The sequence below is a fragment of the Solilutibacter pythonis genome (genome assembly GCF_003697345.1).
In the GTDB taxonomy this organism is placed as follows: domain Bacteria; phylum Pseudomonadota; class Gammaproteobacteria; order Xanthomonadales; family Xanthomonadaceae; genus Solilutibacter; species Solilutibacter pythonis.
In genome coordinates, this window is record NZ_RFLY01000017.1 from 18880 (window position 1) to 42599 (window position 23720).

Here is a 23720-nt window from a genome sequence, read left to right on the forward strand (position 1 = left end):
GTTCAGTTCGGCGTGGCGCCGTAGCGTTGGCGATAGGCGGCCAGCGCTTCGCGCCAAACGCCGAGTTCGGCGTTGCGGGTAGAGAAATCTAGCAGGTCGGCCAGGGTGGCGACCGCGATCACGGGGATGTCGTGCTCCTCGGCGACGCCTCGCGCGGCCGAGCGCGGGTCGCCTTCGCGGACGATCTCCTGGCGGTCGAGGCCGATCACGATCCCGGCCACCGTGCCGCCGGCCTCGGCGATCAGGCCGAGCGCCTCGCGGATGGCGGTGCCGGCGGTGATCACGTCATCGACGATCAGCACCCGCCGCCCGGCCATTGGCGCGCCGATCAGCATCCCGCCCTCGCCATGCGATTTCGCTTCCTTGCGGTTGAAGGCCACGGGCACGTCGTGGCCATCGGCGGCCATCGCGCAGGCGAGCGCGGTGGCGAGCGGGATGCCTTTGTAGGCCGGGCCGAACAGCAGGTCGAAGTCGATTCCCGTCTCGGCGATCGCATCGGTATAACAGCGGCCGAGCGCGGCCAGCGCGGCACCGGAATCGAAGCGGCCGGCATTGAAGAAGTACGGGCTGACGCGGCCGGATTTCAAGGTGAATTCGCCGAAACGGAGCGCTTTGGCCGCAATCGCGGTGGTGAGGAAACGGGCGCGGTGGTCGTTCATTGGGCGGGTTCCTGCGGAGGTGTTTGCGAAGACGGCCGGGCGGCGTCGAGTGCCAGCCACATGAGTTGCTGCGGCCCGGCGCGTCCCCCCGGCTGCCACTCGCCGGTGGCGACGAAGCCGGCGCGCCGGTAGGTGGCGATGGCGGCGCGGTTGCGGCAATGCACGGCCAGCACCATGAGGCGGCGCTCGGCATGCCGGCGCGGCACGTCACGGATCATCGCGCTGACCGCCGCGTGGCCAAGCCCGATGCCTTGCAAACGATGGTCGATGCAGAACGCGCGCAAGCCGACGTGCGGCATGCCGAGTGCGCGGCCGAGCACCGCGCGCGGGGCGAAGTCCAGCCGATAGAAGCCGATGGGGCGGTCGCCGGCGATGACCGCCATCGCCTCGCTGGCGTCGTCGCGGAGGGCGTCGTCGAGGTTGAAGGCGACATCGCCGACGAACATCGACTGCTCCCGGCCAAGTTCGATCGCGCGCACGCCGGCGGCGAGCGTCGGCGTGACCGGGACGACGCGGATCGGCACGTGGGTGGGCATCGGCGGGCGGTGGGCGAATGGGGAAACGGCGTTGCTATCATCGTCCCACATCCATCGGGCCTCGCCTATGCGTATCCTCAGTTTCAACGCCAACGGCCTGCGCTCGGCGGCGAAAAAAGGCTTCTTCGACTGGTTCGCCGCGCAGGATGTCGATGTCCTGTGCGTGCAGGAAACCAAGGCCCAGGAACATCAATTGCAGGGGGCGGAATTCCTGCCCGCCGGCTACCGCGCCCGGTTCCGTGATTCCACGGTGAAGAAGGGTTACAGCGGCGTGGCGATCTACAGCCGGCGCGAGCCGGACGAGGTGCTCACCGCGCTGGGTCGCCCCGATTTCGACGAGGAGGGCCGTTATATCGAGGCGCGCTTCGGCAACCTCTCGGTGGTGAGTTTCTATATCCCTTCCGGCAGCTCGGGCGAAGTGCGGCAGGGGGTGAAGGAAGACGTGATGCGCTGGCTGGCGCCGATCCTCGACGAATGGCTGGCCAGCGGCCGCCAGTACGTGCTGTGTGGCGACTGGAACATCGTCCGGGCCGGTAACGACATCAAGAACTGGCGCGGCAACCAGAAGAATTCCGGCTGCTTGCCGCACGAGCGCGCCTGGCTCTCCGGCATGATCGACGACGACTGCCATGACGGCCTTTCGCGCCGGCGCGAAGGCGGCTGGAAGGACAGTTTCCGCGTCGCCAAGCCCGATGCGGTCGAATACAGCTGGTGGAGCCAGCGCGGGCAGGCGCGCGCCAACAACGTCGGCTGGCGCATCGATTACCAGTTGGTGACGCCGGCGCTGGCCGGGCGCATCCGCCATGCCGAGATATTCCGGGAGCCGAAGTTCTCCGACCACGCGCCCTATCTGGTGGAGTACGACTGGGCGGACTGGCGCGAATGAGCGGTGGCGAGATGGCCGCCGCCGCGGACGGAAAAGTGTCGTACAAGGGCTGGCGCGGCATCCGCCGGGCTTTCGGCACGCCCTCGGCGCTGACCATGTTCTTCCTCGGCTTCGGCAGCGGCCTGCCGTTCCTGCTGATCGCCTCGCAAACGCTGTCCACCCGCCTGCGCGATGTCGGCATCGATCTCAAGAGCATCGGCCTGATCAGTCTGGCCAGCTTCTTCTATCTGCTGAAATTCGTCTGGGCGCCACTGCTCGACCGCCATGCCTTTCCGCTGATCGCCTTCCTCGGCCGCCGCCGCTCGTGGCTCCTGGTTTCGCAGTTCGTGGTGATGGTCGCCCTGTTCGCGCTGGCCTACACCCGGCCGGAGATGGGCGTGGGGCCGCTGGTGCTGTGGGTGCTGGTGGCCTCCTTCGCCGGCGCGACCCAGGACTCGGTGGTGGATGCCTACCGTATCGAGATCGCGCCCGACGCCGCCCAGGCCGCGCTCGCCGCCACCTACACGCTGGGGTATCGCATCGGCCTGATCTTGGCCGGCGCCGGCGCGTTGTATCTGGCCGAATTCAAGGGCTGGGTCTGGGCCTATCTGGCGATGTCGGCGCTGATGCTGCTGCCGATCCTCACCACCTTGCTGTGCCGGGAACCCGTCGCGCCGGTTGCCACCGTGCAGCGGCGGGTCGATTTCTTCGGCGCGTTCTGGCAGCCGATTTCCAGCTTCTTCACCCACAACGGCGTGGCGATGGCGCTGGTGCTGCTGCTGTTCGTCGGCATGTTCAAGTTTCCCGACCAGGTGATCGGGGTGATGGCCGGGCCGTTCTATCTGGATTCGGGCTTCACCAAGGCCGACATCGCCACCGTGTCCAAGCTCTTCGGGGTGTGGATGGGCATTCTCGGCGCGTTCCTGGGCGGCGTCTGCGTGGCCGCGTTCGGCTTCAAGCGCATGCTGCTGGTGGCGACGATCGGCGTGGCGCTGTCCAACCTGGCTTTCCTGTTGATGGCGCGCCATCCGGGCGAGCTGTGGGCGTTCTATGCCGCGCTTTCGGCCGACAACCTGTTCCAGGGGTTCGCCGGCGTGGTGTTCATCGCGTTCGCCTCTTCGCTGACCGATCGCAACTTCACCGCCACCCAGTTCGCGCTGCTGGTCTCGCTGGCGAATCTACCCGGTAAATTCGTCGGTGGCGTTTCCGGCTACGTGGTGGAAGCGACTTCCTATGGCACGTTTTTCGTGCTGAGCACGCTGACGGTGATCCCCACGCTGTTGATGCTGGCTTGGCTGTGGAAACGGATACGGCCTTCGTCGCCCGGTGACGCCGGGCCTCAGGCGGGATAAATCGCCCCCAGCACGCGGAGCCCGCGCGCACCGGTGACGGCGGGCAGGTTGCCCGGCAGACCGCGCAGAGTCTGCCGCGCCAGCCAGGCGAAGCCCATGGCCTCGACGTAATCGGGATCGACGCCCCGCTCGGCGGTCGATTCCACCACCGTGCCGGGCAAGGCCGCCGCTAGCGCCGCCATCAGCGCCGGGTTGTGCACGCCGCCGCCGCAGACCAGCAGCCGCCGGGTGGCCGGCTGGTTGGCGCGGAGGGCGTCGGCCACGCTCCGCGCGGTGAGCGTGAGCAGGGTGGCCTGGACGTCGGTGGCGGTTTCCTCGCCGCCGAGATGGCGGCCCAACCAGTCGAGGTGGAAGTGCTCGCGGCCGGTGCTCTTCGGCGGCGGTTCGGCGAACCACGGTTCGGCCAGCAGGCGCGAGAGCAAGGCGGCATCGGGGCGGCCGCGCAGGGCGAAGGCGCCGCCGGCATCGTATTCGGCGCCGGTATGGCGCTGGCACCAGGCGTCCATCAGTGCATTGGCCGGGCCGGTATCGAAGCCGCGCACGGTACCCGCCACCGGCAGCAGGGTCAGGTTGGCGATGCCGCCCAGGTTCAGCACCGCGCGGTCTTCTTCCGGCGAGGCCAGCAGTGCCGCGTGCAGCGCCGGCAAGAGCGGGGCGCCCTGGCCGCCGGCAGCCAGATCGCGGCGGCGGAAATCGGCGACGGTGGCGATGCCGCTGGCCTCGGCGATCGCGTTGCCATCGCCGATCTGCAAGGTGAAGGGGGGCGCCAGCGCCGGTCGGTGGCGCACGGTCTGGCCGTGCGAGCCGATCGCGCGCACCTGCCGGGCATCGATGCCGGCCTCGGTCAGCAGCGCGCGCGCGGCCTCGGCGAAAGCATGGCCGACCCGCACGTCGAGCTGGCCGAATTCGTCCAGCGAATCGATCTCGCCGCCCTGCCCCAGCGCCACCAGCCGCGCGCGCAGGTGCGGCTCCCAGCGCTGGGTGCGGCCGCGCACCAGTTCGGCCCGCACCGCGCCGTGGCCGTCGTCGAAGCGGACCAAGGCGGCGTCGATGCCATCGGCGCTGGTGCCGGAGATCAGGCCGAGATAGAGGTCGGATGAATTCATTCCCACACTATCGCCGATCTCCGGGCCGGAAACGAAGACGCCGGCGCGGGGCCGGCGTCGCTGTCTGGCGGGACGGCGCTCAGCCGTGTTTGCCGCTGGCTTTGGTGGTTTCGGCGCGGGCGAAGCGCGGCTCGTCCTCGCCCTGGAAGACGATGTTCTCGACCTCGCGGATCTTCGCCAGCGCGCGTTTGGTTTCGCCCTTGAACTCGGCCAGCATCGCGCCGGCCAGCGGCGTCGGTGGTGGCAGGGTCATCTTCAGCGGATTGACGTGGGCGCCGTTGACGCGGAATTCGTAATGCAGATGCGGCCCGGTGGACAGCCCGGTGCTGCCGACGTAGCCGATCACCGTGCCCTGGGCGATGCGCTGACCGGGACGGATATTGGCGAAGCGCGACATATGGGCGTAGAAGGTGGTCTTGCCCTGACCGTGGTCGAGTTCGACCGCCTTGCCGTAGCCGCCGCGCCAGCCGACCGATCTCACCCGCGCGTCGCCGGCGGCCATGATCGGGGTGCCGGTGCCGGCGGCGTAGTCCACGCCCTTGTGCATGCGGAAGCGGCCGAGTACCGGATGACGCCGCCCGCCGAAGCCCGAGGTCAGACGTGCGTAGGGGATTGGCATGCGGATGAACGGCCGCTCCAGCGAACGCCCGTCGGCGGTGAAATAACTGCGTTTGCCGTCGCGCTCGAACAGGAAGCCGCTGTGGAGCTTGCCGTCGGTGGTGATGGTGGCGGCCAGCACCGGCCCGGTCTTGACCAGCTTGCCGTCCTTCCAGGTCTGGTCGACCACTACACTGAAGCGGTCGCTCTCGTCGAGGTCGGAATCGAAATCGACGTTGTATTTGAAAATGTCGTCGGTGAGTTCCTTGAGGTTCTGCGAGGTCAGGCCGACCCTGCGGGCGGACTTGAACAGCGAATCACCCACCGTGCCGGTCAGTACCACCGTGCGCACGTCGACCTGCTGTGGCACCACGGTTTCGACGATCTTCTCGCCCGTCAGGTCCAGTTCGACCTTCTGGCCCATGCGGGTGTAGCGGAAACCGCGCAACGCGCCGCCGGGCGGCAGGTCGAAGGCCAGCTCGGCGCCGGGGCGCAGGCGGCGCATTTCCAGCCGCACGCCGGGATATTTCAGCAGTCGCGCCAGATCGGCCTGCGGAATCCGCAATTGCTCGAATATCTGGCTGGCGGTTTCGCCCTTGCGCACGTTGACGGCCTGCCAGCTATCGCCCTTGGCGGTGTTCGTCGCGGCGGCCTTGTGCGGGCCGATGTACGGCAAAGGCAGCGCCAGCGAAGCGCGTGGCGCCTGCCCCGGCACGCTCAATGCCTGGTCCAGCCCGGGCACCAGCGCGGCCAGCAGGCCGGCGATACCGGCGCACAGACCGGCGTGCGCCCATTGCCGGCGTGTCCAACGGCCGTTGAAACCCTCCGGGATGCGGGGGGCGACGTACCGCCTGAGCGCTTCGGAGCGCAGGACGCTCAGGCGTCGTTCGCGGGTGGCGTCCCGACCGGAAGCAGTCATTCAGCAATCTCCACGCAATGTGATGACGAAATCAACGCGGTACCATAAAGACACTAAGACCTCGCGTCAAACCATTGATCCAAATGAAGTTTTTGACAAGGATCAAATTTAACGGAAGATTTACTTCCACTCCCCGAAACCATTGCCCATTCAGGAAGCCTCCGTGTCCCAAGCCGCCATCGCCGACGCCCTCGATCTCATCGCCCGTGGTAGCGACGAACTGTTGAAGCGCGACGAGCTGGAAACCCGCCTCGAGGAAGGCCGCCCGTTACGCATCAAGGCGGGCTTCGACCCGACCGCGCCAGACCTCCATTTGGGCCACACCGTGTTGCTGAACAAGATGCGCCAGTTCCAGAACATGGGCCATCAAGTGATCTTCCTGATCGGCGACTTCACCGGGATGATCGGCGACCCCACCGGCAAGAACGTCACCCGCAAGCCCTTGACCCGGGAAGACGTGCTGAAGAACGCCGAAACTTACGCCGCGCAGGTGTTCAAGGTGCTCGACCGCGATAGAACCGAGGTGCGCTTCAACAGCGAATGGTTCGGCCGGATGAGCGCCGCCGACATGATCCGCCTGGCGGCCCAGCACACCGTGGCGCGGATGCTGGAGCGCGACGATTTCGCCAAGCGCTACGCCGCCCACCAGCCGATCGCCATCCACGAATTCCTCTACCCGCTGGTGCAGGGCTACGACTCGGTGGCGCTCCGCGCCGATGTCGAACTGGGCGGCACCGACCAGAAGTTCAACCTGCTCATGGGCCGCGGCTTGCAGGAAAGCCACGGCATGAAGCCGCAGATCGTGCTGACGATGCCGCTGCTCGAAGGCTTGGACGGCGTGCAGAAGATGTCGAAATCGCTCGGTAATTACATCGGCATCGACGAGCCCGCCATCGATATCGTCACCAAGGCGATGAAGATCGGCGACGCGTTGATGTGGAAGTGGATCGACCTGCTCAGCTTCGATATCGGCATCGACGAAGCCAGGACGCTGCGAGGCGAGATCGAAGCCGGCGCGCTCAACCCGCGCGATGTCAAACTGCGCCTGGCGCGCGAACTCGCCGCCCGCTTCCACGACGCCGCCACCGCCGAAACCGCCATTGCCGGCTGGCATGCCGCGGTGCGCGGCGAGGGCGATGTCTCCCATCTGCCGCTGCAAGAAGTCGCGGTGCCGCCCGAGGGGCTGCGCATCGCCGCTTTGCTGACCGCCGCCGGCATCACGCCCAGCAATTCCGAGGCCAACCGCAAGCTCAAGGAACGCGCGGTGCGGGTGGATGGCGAGGTGTTCGAAGACGCTGTGCGCCTGTTCACCCCTGGCTTCGAGGGTGTGCTGGCGGTGGGCAAACGTAATTTCGCGCGGGTGCGGCTGGTCGGGGGATGAGCAGCTCTTTGGTGGGCGGAAGGGGGCTCCCGTCGCCCGCATCGTTCTCGGTTTGAGCGCTTTTACCGTTTCGGCTTCGGCTTCGGCTTCGGCTTCGGCTTCGGCTTCGGTGCTAGCGCCGGCAACGCGTCGGCGGTGGCGATGAGGAGCCGGCGCAGCGCCTCGTCGTCGTCCAGCAGTTCATCGGCGAGCAGATACTCCTTCGACCCCGGATATGGCGGCCGTCGGGGCAGCTCCGGCGCCAAGCACGCCGTGGCGCCGGTCGGCTTGACGAACAGGCTGTTGTCGCAGGCCAGGGCGACCACTTTACCGTCGAGGTAAAGCGCGTATTCGCCGAACATCTTCTTGTGGGTCAGGCGCGCGCCAAGCGCAAGCTGTCCGGTGACGTAATCGATGAAATCACGCCCGGTGGCCATGGCCGGCCTCAGGCGATCCGCAGCAATGCCATCACCAACAGTGCGGCGATGCAGACGAAGCCGCCAAACCACACCACGCTGCGCAGCGTCGCCTTGTTACCGATGTAGAACAGGCCGTGCAAGACGCGAAAGCCGATGAAAGCCGCCGCCAGCGCGCCGATGCGCCCGGAATCGATGCCGGCCATCTGTGCCATCAGCACCGCGGCGGCGAAGGCGGGGAAAGCCTCGAAGGCGTTTTTCTGCGCGGCATCGGCGCGGCGCACGCGCGGGTTTTCCTGTTTTTCAAGCCACAGGCGCGGCTCGCCATTGTCGAATTTCGGCGCGCTGGATTTGGCGACGATGGTCCAGACATAGGGCAGCAGGGCGGCGGCGATCACACAGGCGTAGGCAAGAGTCATGGGCGTGTCCAGTGAGCAATGGCGGAGGAGAATGATGCCCGTAATTGGCAGGTCGGAGATGATCCTCTATCATATAAATAGAGGCGAGGGGATGGCGAGAAGCGGTGGCAGGGCGTGTCGTTTGTCGCGACACGCTCAGGCCGTTGCCGAACGCATGGCTCGGGAGTTCTTGTGACGCCGGGGTTTGCGGTGCCTGTCTGCAATTATTGGTGCCATGCACATCGCATGTCCCATTGATTGACAGGGAAAGGTGCTTGGCCGCACCGCCACGGGATTATGGACAAGCCCTTGATTTTTAAGGTGGGATGCCTTGATTGCCAGTATGGATTGAGAGTGAGAATCAATAAGAAATAGCTATTCGTGAAAAATTTCCGCATGGCCTATAAGGTCTCGGTGAAGCACCTGCTCTTTACGGAATTCCCGTGGAATTTTCGTGAAGCGGGTTCTTGATTTATCTGAAGTGGGAGTTCAAACACCTGCCCGGGTGGTCGTATTTTTATGCCCGAAAGACAGCGGCGCCGTGCCCTGATCTGGATTGTTCGAATTGCCGTTAGGGCCTGATTTCGATCTGTGCCCCATGCCCGATGGCGATATGACGGCTGTCATTTTTCACGGTCGCCGATGAAGATGGCGTGATCGTGAGTGGAAACAACAAGGAGGCGACTCATGGAATCAAAAGCTTCCCGATGAAGTAGTTGATGGTAAGTAAAAGATGTCGATTTATTTTTAATTTCAATGTGTTCGATAAGTCATAACCCGGCCAAGATGGGTCGGGTATTCAATTGGTTTGTATGCGCCACATGGTTTGTTTTTTGTGGCGGTGTTTTATTTGTATCAAATAGAGGAAGATTTAAGTGAATAAGGTATATCGTGTCGTTTGGAATGCCAAGGCGGGTGTGTGGCAGTGCGTTTCGGAATTTGCCAAATGCAAAGGAAAGGGCAAGAACGTTGCCACCACCGCGGCAGCCACTGCGGCACTGCCCGCACTGTGCTTTGCACTGATTTCCCCGGCGTTTTCGGCGGAGGTTGTGTGGAGTGAAAATAAAAACTATAGCGATGGCAAAGTCAGTGTCGTTAATGGCGGTACTAAGCTTGTGGTGAATGGCGGGAGCACGCCCACGGTTTCCGTCAGTGATGGCGCTACCCTGAAGATTCTCGATAAAGAAAACGAAACGGATGCCCAGCCTGTTGATCTGTCGGTGGGCAAGGATCGGTCCGGGAAATTGGTCTTGAGGAGCCGCGGCAAGATTTCCAATAAGGATGGGGTGCTTGGCGAGCAAGCTGGTGGCCGTGGCGAGGCGGAAGTTGCCGGTGAGGGCAGCCACTGGGAAAATATGGTATATTTATACGTGGGGAAAGAGGGTAATGGTTCGCTGAAGATTGAGGAAAAAGGGAAAGTCACCAGCTTTAATGCCTATATCGGTAACGAAGTGGGCGGGGTGGGGAGTGCCTTAGTCTCGACAGGCGGTAGTTGGGAAAATGGTGGCATTATATTTGTAGGTGTTTCCGGCGAAGGTAGGCTGGATATTGAATCCGGCGGAAAAGTTGAGAGCAATCAAGCCTTCGTTGGCCAGAACAAAGAAGGCAAGGGCGTTGTCACCGTCAATGGCGCCGGCAGTCAATGGGTCGCTTCCGGGACGGATGCCAGCGATTACTTCGTCGTTGGCGATAAGGGGAAAGGGGAGCTGAATATCAAAGACGGCGGCAAGGTGGTTGCTTCCGGTGTCTTCAGGGTGGGAGCCGCTAAGGATGGCGCCGGCACCGTGACGTTAAACGGCCAGAACAGCCGGCTGGAGGTGGGAATTAATGCACATGTGGGCAACTCTGGCAAAGGGACGGTAAATGTCCAGACAGGTGGCGCCGTGTCAAGTCGCTGGTTGGATATGGGTGTTAACAGGACGGGCGTTGGCGAGGTCAACATCGACGGTAAAGACGCCGCATGGGAAATCGAAAACAATCTAGTGCTGGCTCGAAAGGGCAAAGGGACTGTCAACGTCCTCAATGGCGGTCAACTTGCCAGTAATGGGGCGGAAATCGCTGTCGATAAGGGCGCCAGTGGCACTGTTATCGTGTCCGGTCAAAACAGCCGCTGGGCAAACAAGCAGAAACTAACCGTGGCCGGCAGTGGTGTGGCGACGCTGACCATTAAGGATGGCGGTCAGTTCAATGGTGGAGCAAGTGCCGTCACTGTAGGGAAAAACAAAGACAGCATAGGTGCCGTCACCGTGACAGATGCTGGCAGCCGGTGGAACAGCGATGCTGGAAAGTTGGTGATTGGCGAGCTTGGAACGGGCAAGTTGGTCGTTAATTGGGGCGCAAACGTCCAAACGGGCGATGCCGTTATCGGCAACGGTGTTGGCGGTAAAGGCTCCGTTACCATTAGAGAAGGCGACAGCAAATGGACAGTTCGGGGCGATGCCTTGACCGTGGGCGGAAACGGAAGCGGTAGTCTGGTCATTGAAAAGGGTGGCATTCTGGAAACCAAGCAGTTGCTGCGTGGTAAGGATTCGCAAGGCTCGACTGTCCGTCTCGACAACGGCATGCTGCGCTTGTCTGGCGACCAGGAGATGCTTTTCGCGAACTTCACCAAGGCGAACACCATTGAGTTGGCTGAGGGTGGCGGCATCATCGATGCACAGACCTTTACCGTGGCACTGAATCCCGAAGCCGTCATTAGCGGTGCCGGTATGTTGCGCACGCGCAGCACGGGCCAGGGCAGCCTGACTTTGGCTGGAACGCAAACCTATACCAGAGATACTGCCGTCGAAACCGGAATGCTGAAGTTGGCGGCGAATACCTCGCTGGCATCCTCGCAGATACTAGTCAAGAAAGGCGCGAATCTGGTGGCGATGCGCGATGCCTCGGTGAGGGCCGTGCATAACCAGGGGACGTTGACCCTATCCGAAGCGGGTAGCACCTTGAACGTCAATGGTAATTTCATTACCAGTGATAGATTGAATATAAAAGTCGCCGATATGAATACCTACGGGAAAATTGCCGCGACCGGCAATGTGACCTTGGGCGGCACACTGGATGTCGATGCCAAAGATGCCAGCGGCTTGATGGAAAATGGCATATTGAAGAGCGTCATCACGGCGGGCGGCAAACGCGAAGGCGCGTTCAAGACTGTCAGCGACAACAGCACGCTGTTTGATTTCGTTGCCGACTATAGCCGTGACAAAGCGGTGGATTTGAAGTTGGTGGCAGCGGGTACGGGCGGTAAACCGCCAGTGGAAGCCCCGAAACCGCCAGTGGAAGCCCCGAAACCGCCGGTGGAAGCGCCGAAACCGCCAGTGGAAGCGCCGAAGCCGCCAGTAGAAGCGCCGAAACCGCCAGTGGAAGCGCCGAAGCCGCCGGTGGAAGCGCCGAAGCCGCCAGTGGAAGCGCCGAAGCCGCCAGTAGAAGCGCCGAAGCCGCCAGTGGAAGCGCCGAAGCCGCCGGTGGAAGCGCCGAAGCCGCCAGTGGAAGCCCCGAAGCCGCCGGTGGCAGCACCGAAGCCGCCGACAGTTGAGCCCAAGCCGGTAATGCCCAGGGGCTGTGCCACAGTTACCGCTTGCGTTACCGCCGAGCAAAACTGGGTCGCCCTGCCCGTGGCATCGGTATTGGATGACGTAGTGAAAAACCAGACCAGTGGCGATCTGGCGCGGGAACTTGTGTCCCTGAACGGACAAAAATCCGTTTCCAAGGCCGCGGAGCAGGTTCTGCCCTTGTTTGCCGGTGCGGGTAGCCGGATGATTGCGGATGTGGCGCAAGGGGTGACGGATATCGTCCAGGGCCGTACTCATCGCAGTGCCGGGGCCACTCGTATCGCGGGTGCGCATTATTTGGTCGATCCGGTATCGCAGCACCCGGATGGTTATGGCAGTGCCTGGGTGGCCCTGAATGGCGCACGGGAAGAGCAGCGCCAGCGTGACAGCACGCCCGGTTATGAGGTTGCCTCCGACCGGGTGGTGATTGGCGCGGATGTCAATATCGGCGATACCCGCGTGGGTGGCGCGCTTGCCCACACGCGTTCGGATGCCAAAAGCCGTGGTAACAGTGCCTACCAAAGCATGAAGGCCGATACCTGGCAGGTGCTGGCATACAGCGCTCATGCCTTGAGCGATACCTTCAGTATCGATGCCCAGGCAGGTTTTGGTCGAGCGAACGTCAAGGGTATGCGCGATATTTCCTTTGCCAGGAAAACCGCCGTATCGGATTACGATGCCAGCATCGCGCAAGTGGGCGGTGGTGTTTCCTATCGCATTGGCGAGGCCGCGAAGAGCGTCACGCCGTTTGCGCGTGTGGATTACGCCAGGGTCAAAGCGCATGCTTACAAGGAAAGTGGCGCGGGCGCGTTGGATCTGAGCGTGAACAGCGAGGCGTTCAGTTCGCTGGTATGGCGTTTGGGCGTGCGTGGCGAATACAAGGTGGACGAGAAGCTCGCATTCTTCGGCCATACCGCGGTGGGTGTGGAGAGCCTGGACAAGGCGGCCAGCGTATCGGCTGCTTTCGCCGGCTCGGCGGGTAACGTATTCACCACCCAGGGCGTGAATAGTGGCCGGATGGTGGGTTCGGTTGGCCTGGGCGCGGTTTATCGCCCGGTCCAGCGTCTGGAAGTCTCGGCCCGTTATGGCGCGGACTGGCGCAAGGGCTACACCGGGCAGGATGCCTCCGTGACCTTGCGCATGGTGTTCTGACCCCAAGCGGGTTGAATACCGCTCAAGGCTAAGCTGTAAAGACGGAGGGCTTCGGTTTCAAACCGAAGCCTTCCGTTCTTTTATGGCTGGGTGGGGCGGTGTCTTATCCACCTCGGTGAGGTTTGTCGCACGGGCTCGATATCCGCCCTTAAAAATCGATTTTCCCTGTCGCGCTCTGGCGGTGTTTGATGTAAAGCGGCCGCCGGCGAAGCCACGCCATGTTTCTTTTCGGGCTGATTGGCGGCGATACGGGAAAGGCGATATCCACTTTCCGGGCGATTGAGGTTTTCGCCGCATGGACATGCGAAGCCGGATGGAAGACGGAAGCGTCCGAACCGCGCCATTGGATTTCGATGCGTCAAACGAAACGGCCCCGGATCGCTCCGGGGCCGTTGTCGTTATGGCGATGCGCCGATCATGGTTGTTTGGCTTTCGCCGCCATCATCTTGTCGCGGGTGGCGCGAAAGGCGCTGCCGGCGCGCCAATTCGGCCAGGAGCCGTCGTTGGCCACGACATTGCCGACCTGATACAGCGCTTGCAGGTCTTCGACGATGCCATCGAGTTTCCAGTTGGCGTCGAATTGGTCGGCCGGCTTGTGGTAGCGGTGCTGGCGGTAATCGGCTTCCGCCGCGTGGCCGGCCTCGGTGCCGCCTTCGAGCAGGTCGTCGCCGCCCTTGGCATAGAGCGCGGGGACGCCGGCCTTGGCGAAATTGAAATGATCGGAGCGGAAGTAGAAGCCGTCCTCGGGGGTGGATTCGGGCGTCAATACGCGGTTCTGCGCTTTCGCCGCGTCGGCCAGCAGGTCTTCCAGTTCGGAGTTGCCCATGCCGACCACGGTCATGTTCTTCGAGCGGCCGCCCACGGGCATCGCGTCCATGTTGATGACGGCGACGGTCTTGTCCATGGGGATCGTGGGGTGGGCCACGTAGTACTTGGAGCCGAGTAGGCCGGATTCCTCCAGCGTCACCGCCAGGAACACGATCGAGCGCTTCGGTTTTTCGCTGCTTGCGGCGAATTTCCCGGCGATCTCGATGATGCCGGCCACGCCGGTCGCGTTGTCCACCGCGCCGTTGTAGATGTTGTCCCCGCTCTCGCCCTCGTGCTTGCCGAGGTGATCCCAGTGCGCCATGTAGACGATGCCTTCGTCCGGCTTCTCGGTGCCCGGCAGGATGCCGACGACGTTGCGCGAGGTCTGCTCGCGGGTGGTGCTCTTGAGGTCGAGCGAGAGTCGGGCCTTCATCGGCACGGCCTTGAAGCCGCGCTTGCCGGCGGCTGCGCGCAACTCGTCCAGGTCGAGGCCGGCATCGGCGAACAGCGCTTTGGCCCGCTCGCCGGTGATCCAGCCCTGCGCGGGCAGGCGCGGCGCCGGGTCGTCCTTGGCCGGCAGGTCGTGTTGCGGGCCGGACCAGGAGTTCTTCACCACCTCCCAGCCGTAGGCGGCGCCGGCATCGTCATGGATGATCAGCGCGGCCTTGGCACCCTTGCGCGCGGCTTCCTCGAACTTGTAGGTCCAGCGCCCGTAATAAGTCATGCGCTTGCCTTCGAACAGGTTTTCGTCCTGCGAATGGAAGCCGGGATCGTTGACGAACATCACTACCGTCTTGCCTTTGACGTCGATGCCGGCGTAGTCGTTCCAGCGCTGTTCGGGCGCATCGACGCCGTAGCCGACGAACACCAGTTCGCTGCCGTCGATCTTCACTTCCTTTTCGCCGGTGCGGGTGCCGACCACCATGTCGTTGCCGAACTTCAGCTCGCGCGGTTTGCCGTTGACCTCGATCTTCATCGTGGTGGTGGGATCGGCTTCGCTCACCACCATCGGCACGGTCTGGAACCAGCCACCGGCATTGCCGGGCTTGAGGCCGATGCGTTCGAATTGCGCCTTGATGTAATCGACCGATTTCTCCTCGCCGTAGGTGCCGGGGCCGCGGCCCTCGAATTCGTCCGAGGCGAGGGTTTTCAGAAGCTCGGTGTAATCGGCGAGGTTGATGTCGGGGGCGAAGGCGTGCTCGGGCGCTGGCGCGGAGGTGCCGGCGGCCGGCGCGGCGAGCGGTTCGGCGGGCTTGCAGGCGGCCAGCGCGGTGACGGCGGCCAGGCCCAAAAACAGGTGGCGGTGACGCATCGGGACTCCGTTGAAATGGCGGAGTCCCGATCTTAGCCTCAATCCCTCGGTGCCACCGGGGTGTCGAAGCGGGTCGGTGTGGCCCCGCTGATCGCGCCGGTCTTCGCGCTCGAATGCACGTACAACTTCACTTCGTGCTCGAAATTCATCGGCCCCTCGACCACCGCGTTCGGGCCAATGATGATGCGCGGGATGCGCATCGGGCCGTTCACCGTCACCTTGCCGTCGCTGATGTTGATGCCCACGCTCACGCCGCTGCCGCGCTGCGGCTTCTTCACCCGCAGCCCGCCCTTGACGCGCGAACCGATGCCCACGGTGACGTTGCCGGTATAGGTGACGATGTCGCCGCCCACCTCGGTGCCGATCAATCCGATCGAGCCGCTGACCGTCGAGATGCCGTTTTTCACCCGGCCGCCGCGCTCGACGAACACCTCGCCGCTCACGGTGCTGGCCTGCTCGAACACGGCGCCGGTTCCGTAGTGGATGTCCCCGCTGACGGTCTTGGCCGAACCGCTGCGGGCGTCGTTGCCCAGCTTGAGGTCGCCGCTGACGGTTTCCACGTTGCCCAGCCGCACGCCGGCATCGCCCTTGATGTCGCCGCTGACGGTCTTGACCGCGCCGGCGCTCACGCGCTCGTCCAGTTCGATGTCGCCGCTGACGGTGGTGAGCGCGCCGGCGCTCGCGCCGGCCTTCAGGCCGATGTCGCCGCTGACGGTCTTCGCTTCGCCGGCGATCTGCCCGGCAGCGATGTCGATGTCGTCGCTGACTTTGCTGAGATTCTGCTGCGCCAGCGCCGGAGTGGCGGCCAGCAGCAGCGCGAGTGCGAGCGGCGCTAATGTGGGCATGGAAGGCTCCTTGGGGACGGGGGGAACATGGGGACTACAATTCCACCTCGCCCGGCCACGGGCATCCGCCATAAGTCACTGGTTCATAAGTCATGTCCGAAGCCGCATCGCCCCCCAAGCCCGTCGTCCTGCTGATCCTCGATGGCTGGGGGCACCGCGAAGCGCCGGAGGACAACGCGCTCGCGCTCGCCGACATTCCCAATTTCCGCCGTCTGTGGGCAACGCGCCCGCACACCCTGATCCACACCGAGGGCCGTCACGTCGGCCTGCCGGACGGGCAGATGGGCAATTCCGAAGTCGGCCACATGAACCTCGGCGCCGGCCGCATCGTCTACCAGGACCTGACCCGGATCGACGCGGCGATCGAGGATGGCGAATTCTTCCGCAACCCCGCACTGAGCCAAGCCTGCGAAGCGGTCAAGCGCGACGGCGGCACCCTGCACGTGATGGGGTTGCTCTCGCCCGGTGGTGTGCACAGCCATGAAGCACACCTCTTCGCGATGTTGCGCATGGCCTGCCGGCTCGGTGTGCCGAAGGTCGCCGTGCACGCCTTTCTCGATGGCCGCGACACCCCGCCGCGCTCGGCGCGCGAAAGCCTCGCCGCGCTGCAATCGTTGTGCGACGAACTGGGCAATGCGCGTATCGCGAGCATGTCCGGGCGCTACTTCGCGATGGACCGCGATCAGCGCTGGGAGCGGGTCGAGGCCGCCTGGCGGGCGATGGTCGAGGCGCGGGCCGCGCAGCACGCCGGGAACGCCATCGCCGCGCTCGATGCCGCCTACGCGCGCGGCGAAAACGACGAGTTCGTGCAGCCGACAGTGATCGGTGGCGGCGCGAGAATCGAGGACGGCGATGCGGTGGTGTTCATGAATTTCCGCGCCGACCGCGCCCGCCAACTTGCCGCCGCCTTCGTTCAGCCCGGCTTCGAGGGGTTCCTCGCGCGCCGGCCGGCACTGGCCGATTTCGTCTGCCTGAGCGAATATGACGCCAAGCTGCCGGCCAGCCTCGCCTATCCGCCGGACAACCTGCCCAACACCCTGGGCGAGGTACTGGCCGCCCACGGCCTCACCCAATTGCGCATCGCCGAGACCGAAAAATACGCTCACGTCACCTTCTTCTTCAGTGGCGGGCGCGAGGATCTCCATGAAGGCGAAGCGCGCACGCTGATCCCCAGCCCCAAGGTCGCCACCTACGACCTGCAACCGGAAATGAGTTGCCCGGTATTGACCGAGAAACTGGTCGCGGCGATCCGCGCGCGGGCTTTCGACGTCATCGTCTGCAACATCGCCAACCCCGACATGGTCGGCCACACGGGGTTGCTGGAAGCCGCGGTCAAGGCGGCCGAAGCGGTCGATCTCGCGCTGGGTGAGATTGCCGACGCGGTGGAGGCGGCCGACGGCGCGCTGCTGATCACCGCCGACCATGGCAATCTGGAAATGATGCGCGACCCCGCAACCGGCCAGCCGCATACCGCGCACACGGTCGGGCCGGTGCCGCTGATCTATGTTGGCGCGCGCACCGATGCCAAGCTGCGCGAAGGCGGCGCCCTGCGCGATGTCGCGCCGACGATGTTGGCGCTGCTCGGCATTGCCCAACCCGCCGAGATGAGCGGACGGAGCCTGCTGCAAGGATGAACCCGCGCCTTGCCCGCATCGTGCTGGCCGCGTTCGCGTTGACGCTCGTCATCGGCGCGGCCACCGCGCAGGATGCCGGCGAGACCGAGAAAAAGCTGCGCGCGCTGCGCAACGAACTGAGACAGATCGGCAGCGAGCGGCGCAAGCTGGAAGGCCAGCGCGGCGAAGCCAACCGCGCCGTGCGGGAGGCTGACGAATCGGTCGGCAAAAGCAGCCGCTCGCTTGCCCGGACGCGCGCGGCCATCGCCGGCCAGGAAGCCCGGCTCGACGCGCTGCGGCGGCAGCGCGAGGCATTGCAGCAATCGCTGGCGGGCCAGCGCGAAGTGCTGGCGAAACTGCTGCGCGCCGCCTACATGAGTGGTGGCGACGCGCCGCTCAAGGTGATGTTGTCGCAGGATCAGATCGCCCGTGGCCAGCGCGACCTGATCTATTACGGCGTGCTGCAACGCGACCGCGCCGGGCGCATCCGCGAGATTGGCGCGCGGTTGGCCGAATTGCGCGCGGTGGAAGCCGAGATCGCCGAAAAGCGCGAAGCCCTGAGCGCCGCGCAGCAACGCCAGCGCAGCGAACTGGCCGAGGTCGAGCGCCAGCGCAAGGCGCGCGCCGAGGCGCTGGCCCGGGTCGATGCCAAATACCGGGACAAGGCCAGCCGCGAAAAAGCCCTGGGCCGCGATGCCCGTGCGCTGGAGCGCGTGCTGGCGCAATTGCGCGCCGCCGCCGCCCGTGCCGAGCGCGCCCGCCGCGCCGCCGCCGAGCGTGCCCGCCGCGCGGAAGCCGTGCGCGCGCGCGGAGAGAACGTCGCAGGTCGCCGCGACGGCGGCAATACCGCCCGCGCGCCCGCGCGCGTCGCCAGCGCCGCGCCGGTGGCGGTCGGCGGGGCCGGTTGGCCGCTGGCCGGCAGTCTGCTGGCCGGCTTTGGCGGGACCATGCCCGACGGCACGGCCAGCACGGGCTTGTTGATCGCCGCCGCCGCCGGCACGCCGGTACGCGCGGTGGCCGAGGGCCAGGTGGTGTTCGCCGAATGGATGAGCGGCTACGGCCTGCTGTGCATCGTCGATCACGGCAATGGCTACATGAGTTTGTACGCGCACAACGACGCGCTGATGAAGGATGTCGGCGCAACGGTGAAACGTGGCGAGACGGTCGGCAGCGTCGGCAATTCCGGTGGCCAGGGCCGGCCGGCGCTGTATTTCGAGTTGCGCCGCGGCGGCAAGCCGGTCAACCCCTCGGTCTGGCTGCGGCGCTGAACGCCCGCGCGGCGCGGCTTCCGCATTCAGGCCCGTCGCGCATAATCGCCCCCTCGCCCTTCGCGGAGTTTTCGATGCGCCTTCGTCCTCTTGCTTTCGCCCTCGGCCTGCTGCTTGCGTGGCCGGCCACCGCGCAACAGGCCGCGCCCGCGCCGTCGCCGGACGCGCCGGATGGGAAGGAAGTCGCCGGTGTCGACGATCCCGGTGGCGCGGAGCACGCCAGCCGGCAGGTGCCGCTGGCCGAGATCCGACGTTTCGTCAGCGTCTACAACGCCATCCGCGAGGCTTACGTGGCGCCGGTCGAGGATGCCCGCCTGATGCACGCCGCGCTGCGTGGGCTGCTGCTCGACCTCGATCCGCACAGCGTCTATTTCGATGCCGATGCCGCGCGCGACTTCGACCAGGAAGCCTCCGGCGCGTATGACGGCGTCGGTCTCGAACTACAGCAGCAGCCCGGCCCGGTGCTGAAGATCATCGCGCCGATGGAAGGCGGCCCCGGCGACCGCGCCGGCCTCAAGTCCGGCGACATCATCACCGCCATCGACGGCAAGCCGGTCAACATGGACGATGGCAGCACCCCGCTGCGCGGCAAGGCGGGCAGCGCGGTGCGTCTGACCCTTCAGCGCGAGGGACGCGACAAGCCGTTCGACGTCACCCTGACCCGCGAGCGCATCCGCGTGCAGAGCGTGCGCGGCCGCCTGCTCGAACCCGGCTATGGCTACGTCCGCATCGCCAGTTTCCAGGCCGGCACCGGCGAGGACTTCGGCAAGGCGGTGGAAGCGTTGAAGGCGGCATCCGCCGGCGGGTTGAAGGGGGTGGTCATCGACCTGCGCAGCAACCCCGGCGGCCTGCTGGCGCAGGCGGTGAAGATCGCCGATGACTTGCTTGAGCGGGGCCTGATCGTCAGTACCCGGGGCCGGCAGAAAGGCGGCGATCTGGTCAACCGCGCCACTCCGGGCGATCTGCTGGATGGCGCGCCGGTCATCGTGCTGGTGGATGCGGGTTCCGCCAGCGCCTCCGAAGTGCTGGCGGGCGCCCTGCGCGACAACCGCCGCGCGCGGGTGATTGGTAGCCGCACCTTCGGCAAGGGGTCGGTGCAGACCCTTCTGCCGCTCGACAACGGCGATGCGGTCAAACTCACCACCGCGCGCTACTACACGCCCAGCGGGCGTTCGATCCAGGGCGTGGGCATCGCCCCCGACGTGATTCTGCATGCCGAGGGCGGCGGCTCGCCGGCGCCGGTCAGCGAGGCGCAACTGGCCGGGCATTTGATCGGCGAGGAAGAGGGCGAGCCGATGGCCGGCGCGAACGCCGGAGAAGTATTGCCCGGCGAGGCCCCGGTGAAATCCGCCCTGGCCGAGCTGAAGTCGCCCGGCAGCGTGGCCGCGGCGCAGGCGGCGAAACCTGCTGTGGATGCGCCGAAGGCGACAGGGACGGGCGGGAAGCCCGCTGCCCTGGACGAAACCGCCCGCCCGGCCGCACAACCTGCCGCTTCGAGCGAAAAGAAAAATCCCGCCACAAAACCCGAAGAAAAACCCTGACCGGGCAACAGAAACAAAAATGAACCCGATGTGCCGGGGGCTTGCCCCAAGGCCAGGCTGGCGGCGACCCAAGCTGAAAGCTCATTGCCGTGAACCATATCGGTCGGCGCTTCGATGCTTGACTAAAAAAGCCACCCGATATCGATGGCTGGAAAACCGGCAGATATTTTCATTGGAATGGCCTGTGAGGTTTATTCCAGGGAATTTCATGTCTGGCGGAGGAAGTTGATGGGCAAAGGCGAAAATCACGTGCGGCGCGATCCGGTGACGCGCAAAGACCTGGAGCGTTATGCCGAGGCCGAGCGGTAACCCGCACGGATGCGAGCCCCGCGCCTGCCGCGTGGCGACAGACCGCGTAAAGACCATGGATCGCCGCCCATTGCAATACCGGCTTGCAGGCGGCGGCGCCTGATGCTAGAAACGGCCCAGGATGACAAGGAGACCGGCATGTCAATCCTTTCTTTCCCTCGCGCCTTGCACTTCGCCACGGGCGTCCTGTTGATCGCCAGCACCGGATGCACTTCCGCCATGAATCACACCCAGCCCAATCCCGACGCCGCCCCGCACGCCACGACGGAAAGCAGCCCCAAGGCCACCTTGTGGGAATGGCCCTTGAAGTTCACCGCGCATAATTTCAGCACGGGCTGCTTTGATACCCAAACTTGCTCGATTCTGTATGGAAACTTTCCTCATGGCCCGGAGCGCCCAGCTCCTTCAGTCGAGTCTTATGGACGCCCTTTTGAGAAGTTGTATGCTGCCAAACGGCTAGCCATCCGTAACTTCCCACCTCCGGCCATCGTCACCTGGCGCTCCCGGGACGGCACCCCGCATCGCGCGGAAGTGGACATGGCCGAGATCTTCAAGGATGGCCTGATCCGACACCACCTGCGGCGTGAGGAAATCGCCAACACAACTAATATGTTCGTGCCCGACATCATCCTGGAAGTCAACGACCGCACCATCAACGTTTACATGCGGGCGCATATCAGCACTATCAAAGAGCAGAAACCCGGTAATCCACACAGCAACTTCCGCAATGACCTGATCAAGGTCTACAGTCAAACTTACTGAGGGGGAATACAGCATGGGCAAGGGCGAAGACCGCGTACGACACGATCCGGTGACGCAGGAAGACCTGGAGCGCTATGCCGAGGCCGAGTGGCAACTTACCCAAATGCAGGCCCCGCTCTTGCTGCGTAGCGACCAGCCCCACGAACGTCTCTACATCGCCGCGCTCGACGGTACCGGCAACAGCATCTACAAGGATGCGCCGGAAAACTGGAGCGCCGTCGGCAAGATTTACAAGCAGATCGACGACACAAAGCCAGCCGGTATTGCTACAGGCTACGTCGAAGGCATCGGCACCCAGGACGGCTGGCTGGCCAACCGCTGGGACGGCCTGACCGGGCACACCTTCGGCCAGCGCGTCGAAACCGCTTATTTCCAATTCTGTAAACAAGCCAAGGCCTGGATCGAGGAAGACCCCAGCGCCCAGATCCGTGTCGCCGGCCTCGGCTTCAGCCGGGGCGCGGAACTCGCCGCCGCCCTCAGTCGCGTCATCCACGAGCGCGGCATCATGGACCCCGATACCGCCACCCTCCAGAAAACCCCGGACGGTCTCGTCACCCGCGCCGAATACACCCGGCAACTGGCGCCGCCCGGCCAGACCTTGCAGGCGCTGGTGCTGCTCGACCCCGTCGCCACGAACATCACCGAGCACGACCGCCGCATCCCGCCTTCGGTGGTCGGCGCGATCGCCCTGATGTCCGAAGACCGCCGCGACGCGTTCAAGGGCAACCGCCTGATTCCCGAGGGCATGACCGAAGGCGGCCGCTTCCTCAGCCTCACCCTGCCCGGCGCCCACAGCGACCTGGGCAACAGCTATGCCCGCGATGGCCTGGGCGTGCTGAGCGCCAATCTGGCCGTGGACTATCTCAACAGCCTGGGCGAACGCGACTTCCTGACCAAGCAAGCGGTGCCGCAAGACCCCGCGCGTTACGTCATTCACCGCTCGGAAGAACACATGCCGCTCTACAGCACGCGGGGTTTTCGCGATGGCGCGCGCGACTTCATCGCGCAGCCCGGGCCGAGCGGGGCGTGCCGGGTGGAAGCGCAGCCGGATTGCACGCGCAAATCGCCGGTCGATCCCGCGTTGGATGCCCAGGTGGAACGGCGGCCGGTGCGCATCCAGCCCGTGGCCGGGCCGCCGCGTCTACGCCCGGCCGAGCCGGAGGACCCGATCGAGGCGATGTTCATGCGGATGACCGACGCGGCGTTGCGGCGCGATGTCGACGGGATGCTTCGGGTGGGCCGCGAATATGCGCAAAGCCCGGAGGGGCAAGCCTGGCTGCAACAAGGGCGGGCATACAACCTGGAGCAGCAGGCCGCGCGCGAGCGGGAGATAGCCGAGGCGTTGAACCGGCAGCAGCAAGCCGAAACCCCGCGCGGGCCGGTCATGAGAATGTGATTCACAGCAAAAAGGGGAGGGAATATGGGGACGAGGGAAATCCAGCAACTGGCGTTGCGGTTGAGTGCATTTACCGATGCACCGAGACGCTTCGGCATCGTTTGACTGTGACGGGCTAATAGCCGGCCTGCTTGCGCATGCGCTTGGCGATGGCCCGGCGAGAGAGAAGCGCGAAGACGCCGCCAAACCCGAACCCCGCCAAGTGAGCCACCCAGGCCACTTGCCCATAGGCCGGGCCGATGTAGGCGAAAACCACTTGCAGCAGCGCCCACAGCCCGATCAGCAGGGCCGCCGGCGCGCGCACGAATTCCAGGAACAGGCCGAGCGGCACCACCACCCCCAGGCGCGCGCGCGGGAACAGGGCCAGCCAGGCGCCGAGCACCGCCGAGACCGTGCCGCTGGCGCCGATGATCACCCGCCCCTCGGCCAGCGATACGGCGGCGGCGAGATTGGCCACCGCGCCTCCCAGCAGGAACAGCAGCAGAAAACGCGACGAGCCCATCAGCCGCTCGGCGGGCAGCCCGAAGATCATCAGGAACACCAGGTTGCCGACCAGGTGCGCCCAGTCGGCGTGCAGGAACAGGCTGCTGATCAGTCGCAACCACGCCAGCGCCGATCCAGCATCCAGCCCCAGGCGAAGCGGCCCGCCCAGCGCCCCCCAGGCCAGCAGCCAGGCCTGTCGCGTCGGGGCGGGCAGCATTTGCATCCAGACGAAACTCGCGCACAGCAGCGTTACCAGCAATGGCGTGACCCAGCGCGTCTGTCGATGCTTGCGGGGACGGATGGCGACAAACACGGAGACTCCATTCAGGCTGAACCGGGGCGTTACGTACGGCGCACGCTGCGGTGCGAGATGTTAGCGCCAGGTTAATGCCGGTATAGTGCGGGCGGCGTCATATGCCGGAAGACTGGTGAACCGGCGATTCCGGCCGGCACCGTCGTGCATTATCGGCCCCCTA

At 64.9% G+C, this 23720-nt stretch carries 19 protein-coding genes; 10 read left to right on the forward strand and 9 right to left on the reverse strand.

What is annotated here, in order from left to right; translation table 11 throughout:
* Positions 1-2 precede the first annotated feature (2 nt).
* Together pyrE and EBB59_RS11050 are read right to left on the reverse strand one after the other, a co-directional pair.
* The gene (pyrE, locus tag EBB59_RS11045) at positions 3-659 is read right to left on the reverse strand and encodes an orotate phosphoribosyltransferase (RefSeq protein WP_122102208.1); all 657 of its coding nucleotides are present in this window, start codon (positions 657-659) and stop codon (positions 3-5) included.
* Positions 656-1195 (reverse strand): GNAT family N-acetyltransferase, encoded by a 540-nt coding sequence (locus tag EBB59_RS11050; RefSeq protein WP_158601787.1) that lies wholly within the window; start codon positions 1193-1195, stop codon positions 656-658. The genes pyrE and EBB59_RS11050 overlap by 4 nt, the downstream gene beginning before the upstream one ends.
* A 67-nt stretch (positions 1196-1262) precedes the next feature.
* Here EBB59_RS11050 and EBB59_RS11055 point away from each other — a divergent pair, with 67 nt between their 5' ends.
* Both EBB59_RS11055 and EBB59_RS11060 read left to right on the forward strand, forming a co-directional pair.
* Positions 1263-2081, forward strand: coding sequence for an exodeoxyribonuclease III (locus EBB59_RS11055; RefSeq protein ID WP_122102210.1), 819 nt, complete (start codon positions 1263-1265; stop codon positions 2079-2081).
* An 11-nt stretch (positions 2082-2092) separates the two neighbouring features.
* Positions 2093-3412 carry an AmpG family muropeptide MFS transporter gene (locus EBB59_RS11060; RefSeq protein WP_122102246.1) on the forward strand — a complete coding sequence of 440 codons (1320 nt, stop codon included), beginning with the start codon at positions 2093-2095 and terminating at the stop codon, positions 3410-3412.
* On the opposite strand, the gene EBB59_RS11065 is transcribed toward EBB59_RS11060, so the two are convergent.
* Positions 3400-4518 carry an anhydro-N-acetylmuramic acid kinase gene (locus EBB59_RS11065; protein ID WP_122102211.1) on the reverse strand — a complete coding sequence of 373 codons (1119 nt, stop codon included), beginning with the start codon at positions 4516-4518 and terminating at the stop codon, positions 3400-3402. The two genes, EBB59_RS11060 and EBB59_RS11065, sit on opposite strands and share 13 nt — an antisense overlap.
* A gap of 79 nt (positions 4519-4597) precedes the next feature.
* Positions 4598-6034 (reverse strand): M23 family metallopeptidase, encoded by a 1437-nt coding sequence (locus tag EBB59_RS11070; protein WP_122102212.1) that lies wholly within the window; start codon positions 6032-6034, stop codon positions 4598-4600.
* A gap of 163 nt (positions 6035-6197) precedes the next feature.
* On the opposite strand from EBB59_RS11070, the gene tyrS reads away from it, so the two are divergent.
* On the forward strand, positions 6198-7415 hold the full coding sequence (gene tyrS, locus EBB59_RS11075) for a tyrosine--tRNA ligase (RefSeq protein ID WP_211327739.1): 1218 nt from the start codon (positions 6198-6200) through the stop codon (positions 7413-7415).
* A gap of 62 nt (positions 7416-7477) precedes the next feature.
* Here tyrS and EBB59_RS11080 read toward each other — a convergent pair whose 3' ends face one another.
* Positions 7478-7831: a TfoX/Sxy family protein gene (locus EBB59_RS11080; protein WP_122102213.1), complete on the reverse strand. Its 354-nt coding sequence runs from the start codon at positions 7829-7831 to the stop codon at positions 7478-7480.
* A gap of 8 nt (positions 7832-7839) precedes the next feature.
* The gene (locus EBB59_RS11085) at positions 7840-8229 is read right to left on the reverse strand and encodes an MAPEG family protein (protein ID WP_122102214.1); all 390 of its coding nucleotides are present in this window, start codon (positions 8227-8229) and stop codon (positions 7840-7842) included.
* Positions 8230-9083: 854 nt separating this feature from the next.
* Here EBB59_RS11085 and EBB59_RS11090 point away from each other — a divergent pair.
* Positions 9084-12908 carry an autotransporter domain-containing protein gene (locus EBB59_RS11090; RefSeq protein WP_122102215.1) on the forward strand — a complete coding sequence of 1275 codons (3825 nt, stop codon included), beginning with the start codon at positions 9084-9086 and terminating at the stop codon, positions 12906-12908.
* A 415-nt stretch (positions 12909-13323) separates the two neighbouring features.
* Here EBB59_RS11090 and EBB59_RS11095 read toward each other — a convergent pair whose 3' ends face one another.
* Positions 13324-15027, reverse strand: coding sequence for a M28 family metallopeptidase (locus tag EBB59_RS11095; protein ID WP_122102216.1), 1704 nt, complete (start codon positions 15025-15027; stop codon positions 13324-13326).
* Positions 15028-15065: 38 nt separating this feature from the next.
* Positions 15066-15872 (reverse strand): DUF4097 family beta strand repeat-containing protein, encoded by an 807-nt coding sequence (locus EBB59_RS13875; protein WP_158601788.1) that lies wholly within the window; start codon positions 15870-15872, stop codon positions 15066-15068.
* Between the two features lie 92 nt (positions 15873-15964).
* On the opposite strand from EBB59_RS13875, the gene gpmI reads away from it, so the two are divergent.
* The 6 genes from gpmI to EBB59_RS11120 all read left to right on the forward strand — a co-directional run bounded on the left by gpmI (position 15965) and on the right by EBB59_RS11120 (position 22761).
* On the forward strand, positions 15965-17506 hold the full coding sequence (gpmI, locus tag EBB59_RS11100; protein ID WP_122102217.1) for a 2,3-bisphosphoglycerate-independent phosphoglycerate mutase: 1542 nt from the start codon (positions 15965-15967) through the stop codon (positions 17504-17506).
* A complete protein-coding gene (locus EBB59_RS11105; RefSeq protein WP_122102218.1) occupies positions 17503-18753 on the forward strand; it encodes a murein hydrolase activator EnvC family protein in 1251 nt (416 codons plus the stop codon). Before gpmI ends, EBB59_RS11105 begins: the two co-directional genes overlap by 4 nt.
* Positions 18754-18827: 74 nt before the next feature.
* Positions 18828-20294, forward strand: a complete 1467-nt coding sequence (locus EBB59_RS11110) for a S41 family peptidase (protein ID WP_122102219.1) — start codon at positions 18828-18830, stop codon at positions 20292-20294.
* A 144-nt stretch (positions 20295-20438) separates the two neighbouring features.
* Positions 20439-20603 (forward strand): hypothetical protein, encoded by a 165-nt coding sequence (locus EBB59_RS13880; protein ID WP_158601789.1) that lies wholly within the window; start codon positions 20439-20441, stop codon positions 20601-20603.
* A gap of 102 nt (positions 20604-20705) precedes the next feature.
* The gene (locus tag EBB59_RS11115) at positions 20706-21365 is read left to right on the forward strand and encodes a hypothetical protein (protein WP_122102220.1); all 660 of its coding nucleotides are present in this window, start codon (positions 20706-20708) and stop codon (positions 21363-21365) included.
* A 13-nt stretch (positions 21366-21378) separates the two neighbouring features.
* Positions 21379-22761 (forward strand): phospholipase effector Tle1 domain-containing protein, encoded by a 1383-nt coding sequence (locus tag EBB59_RS11120; protein ID WP_122102221.1) that lies wholly within the window; start codon positions 21379-21381, stop codon positions 22759-22761.
* A 115-nt stretch (positions 22762-22876) separates the two neighbouring features.
* Here the strand turns inward: EBB59_RS11120 and EBB59_RS11125 are convergent, their stop codons facing one another.
* Positions 22877-23557 (reverse strand): rhomboid family intramembrane serine protease, encoded by a 681-nt coding sequence (locus EBB59_RS11125; protein WP_245979265.1) that lies wholly within the window; start codon positions 23555-23557, stop codon positions 22877-22879.
* Between the last annotated feature and the right edge of the window lie 163 nt (positions 23558-23720).

Coding starts and splice junctions, on each gene's coding strand:
- pyrE (WP_122102208.1), bottom strand. CDS start 659: ATGAACGACCACCGCGCCCGTTTCCTCACCACCGCGATTGCGGCCAAA.
- EBB59_RS11050 (WP_158601787.1), bottom strand. CDS start 1,195: ATGCCCACCCACGTGCCGATCCGCGTCGTCCCGGTCACGCCGACGCTC.
- EBB59_RS11055 (WP_122102210.1), top strand. CDS start 1,263: ATGCGTATCCTCAGTTTCAACGCCAACGGCCTGCGCTCGGCGGCGAAA.
- EBB59_RS11060 (WP_122102246.1), top strand. CDS start 2,093: ATGGCCGCCGCCGCGGACGGAAAAGTGTCGTACAAGGGCTGGCGCGGC.
- EBB59_RS11065 (WP_122102211.1), bottom strand. CDS start 4,518: ATGAATTCATCCGACCTCTATCTCGGCCTGATCTCCGGCACCAGCGCC.
- EBB59_RS11070 (WP_122102212.1), bottom strand. CDS start 6,034: ATGACTGCTTCCGGTCGGGACGCCACCCGCGAACGACGCCTGAGCGTC.
- EBB59_RS11080 (WP_122102213.1), bottom strand. CDS start 7,831: ATGGCCACCGGGCGTGATTTCATCGATTACGTCACCGGACAGCTTGCG.
- EBB59_RS11085 (WP_122102214.1), bottom strand. CDS start 8,229: ATGACTCTTGCCTACGCCTGTGTGATCGCCGCCGCCCTGCTGCCCTAT.
- EBB59_RS11095 (WP_122102216.1), bottom strand. CDS start 15,027: ATGCGTCACCGCCACCTGTTTTTGGGCCTGGCCGCCGTCACCGCGCTG.
- EBB59_RS13875 (WP_158601788.1), bottom strand. CDS start 15,872: ATGCCCACATTAGCGCCGCTCGCACTCGCGCTGCTGCTGGCCGCCACT.
- gpmI (WP_122102217.1), top strand. CDS start 15,965: ATGTCCGAAGCCGCATCGCCCCCCAAGCCCGTCGTCCTGCTGATCCTC.
- EBB59_RS11105 (WP_122102218.1), top strand. CDS start 17,503: ATGAACCCGCGCCTTGCCCGCATCGTGCTGGCCGCGTTCGCGTTGACG.
- EBB59_RS11110 (WP_122102219.1), top strand. CDS start 18,828: ATGCGCCTTCGTCCTCTTGCTTTCGCCCTCGGCCTGCTGCTTGCGTGG.
- EBB59_RS13880 (WP_158601789.1), top strand. CDS start 20,439: ATGGCTGGAAAACCGGCAGATATTTTCATTGGAATGGCCTGTGAGGTT.
- EBB59_RS11115 (WP_122102220.1), top strand. CDS start 20,706: ATGCTAGAAACGGCCCAGGATGACAAGGAGACCGGCATGTCAATCCTT.
- EBB59_RS11120 (WP_122102221.1), top strand. CDS start 21,379: ATGGGCAAGGGCGAAGACCGCGTACGACACGATCCGGTGACGCAGGAA.